Source organism: Streptomyces sp. NPDC050619, assembly GCF_040654815.1.
Taxonomy (GTDB): Bacteria; Actinomycetota; Actinomycetes; order Streptomycetales; family Streptomycetaceae; genus Streptomyces.
The window spans coordinates 1-2,128 of sequence record NZ_JBFAIR010000121.1; the positions used below are offsets into that span (position 1 = coordinate 1).

Sequence of the window (2,128 nt, forward strand, 5' to 3'; positions counted from 1 at the left end):
CTGCTCGATCTGGTGCGGGGGCAGGTGGCGTTGGTGCTGGGGCACGAGGGTGCCTTGGGGGTGGACGCGTCGCGGTCGTTCCGGGATCTGGGTTTCGATTCGCTGCTGGCTGTTGAGCTGCGTAATGGGTTGCAGGCGGTGACGGGGCTGCGGTTGCCGGCGACGTTGGTGTTCGATCATCCGACGGTCGCGGTTTTGGCGGAGTTCTTGCTGGGTGAGGTGTTGGGGTCGCGTGCGGCGGTGCCGGTTGCTCCGGTGGCGTCGGTGGTCGATGACCCGGTGGTGGTCGTGGGTATGGCGTGCCGGTTCCCGGGTGGTGTGGCGTCGCCGGAGGATCTGTGGCGGCTGGTGAGTGAGGGTGGGGACGCGGTGGGCGAGTTCCCGGCCGACCGTGGCTGGGACCTGGAGCGGCTCTACCACCCCGACCCGGAGCACAGGGGTACGTCTTCCACCCGCGCCGGTGGCTTCCTCGCGGAAGTCGGCGGGTTCGATCCCGAGTTCTTCGGGATGAGTCCGCGGGAGGCGTTGGCGACGGATGCGCAGCAGCGGCTGTTGCTGGAGTCCGGGTGGGAGGCGATCGAACGGGCGGGCATCGACCCCACCTCGCTGCGCGGCAGCCAGACCGGCGTCTTCGCCGGCGTCATGTACAACGACTACGGCGTCCTGCTCTCCGGCGACGAGTTCGAGGGATTCCGGGGGAGTGGCAGTTCCCCGAGCATCGCGTCCGGTCGTGTCGCCTATGCGTTGGGCCTTGAGGGGCCGACGGTGTCCGTCGATACGGCGTGTTCGTCGTCGTTGGTGGCGGTGCATTTGGCGGCGCAGGCGTTGCGGTCGGGTGAGTGTTCGTTGGCGTTGGCCGGTGGTGTGACGGTGATGTCGACGCCGACGACGTTTGTGGAGTTCTCCCGGCAGGGTGGGTTGGCGCCGGATGGTCGGTGCAAGGCGTTCGCCGATTCCGCGGACGGGGTCGGTTGGGCCGAGGGTGTGGGTGTGCTGCTGCTGGAGCGGCGGTCGGATGCGGTGCGTAAGGGCCACCGGATTCTGGCGGTCGTCAAGGGGTCGGCGGTCAATCAGGATGGTGCGTCGAATGGGCTGACGGCGCCGAACGGTCCTTCGCAGCAGCGGGTGATCCGGCAGGCGTTGGCGTCGGCGGGGTTGTCGGCGGCTGATGTGGATGTGGTCGAGGCGCACGGTACGGGTACGACGTTGGGTGATCCGATCGAGGCGCAGGCGCTGCTCGCGACGTACGGTCAGGATCGTGAACGGCCGCTGTTGCTGGGCTCGGTGAAGTCGAACCTGGGCCACACCCAGGCCGCTGCGGGTGCGGCCGGTCTGATTAAGTCGATCCTGGCGATGCGGCACGGCATGGTCCCGCGCACCCTGCACGTGGATGCTCCGTCGTCGCATGTGGACTGGTCGGCTGGTGCGGTGGAGCTGGTCCGGGAGCCGGTGTCCTGGCCGCAGACCGGGCAGCCGCGTCGGGTCGGGGTGTCTTCCTTCGGCCTCAGTGGCACTAATGCGCACGTCATCCTGGAGGCGGGACCGGAACTCCAACCGACGTCGGTGTCGGGTGAGTTCGGCGTTTTGCCGTTGGTGGTGTCGGCTCGGTCGGAGCAGGCGCTGGATGCGCAGGTCGAGCTGTTGCGGGTGGGCGAGGCGTCGGTGGACGTCGCCTACACCCTGGCGGGCGGTCGGGCGCGGTTCGCGCATCGGGCGGTGCTGTTGGCGTCCACGGAGGGTGTCACTGAGGCGGCCAGGGGAGTGGCCGCTGATGGGCCGTTGGCGTTCGTGTTCTCTGGTCAGGGTGCTCAACGCCTCGGTATGGGGCGGGAGTTGTATGTCCGCTTCCCGGTGTTCGCGCAGACGTTGGATGAGGTCCTGGCCGAGTTGGACCCTGCCCTGCGGGACGTGATGTGGGGTGAGGACGAGGAAGTCCTGAACCGTACGGAGTTCACGCAGCCCGCGCTTTTCGCGATCGAGGTGGCGCTGTATCGGCTGGTGACCTCGCTGGGTGTGGCCCCGAGGTTCCTCGTGGGTCATTCCGTGGGTGAGATCGCCGCCGCGCATGTCGCGGGTGTGCTGTCGCTGGTGGATGCGTGTGTGCTGGTGTCGGCGCGGGCGCGGTTGA

1 protein-coding gene is annotated in these 2,128 nt (G+C 68.4%); it reads left to right on the top strand.

Features of this window, described 5'->3' with window-relative positions; genetic code table 11:
* Positions 1-2,128 (top strand): beta-ketoacyl synthase N-terminal-like domain-containing protein (locus tag AB0I77_RS53375; protein WP_363290301.1); only part of this gene is annotated, 2,128 nt, incomplete at both ends.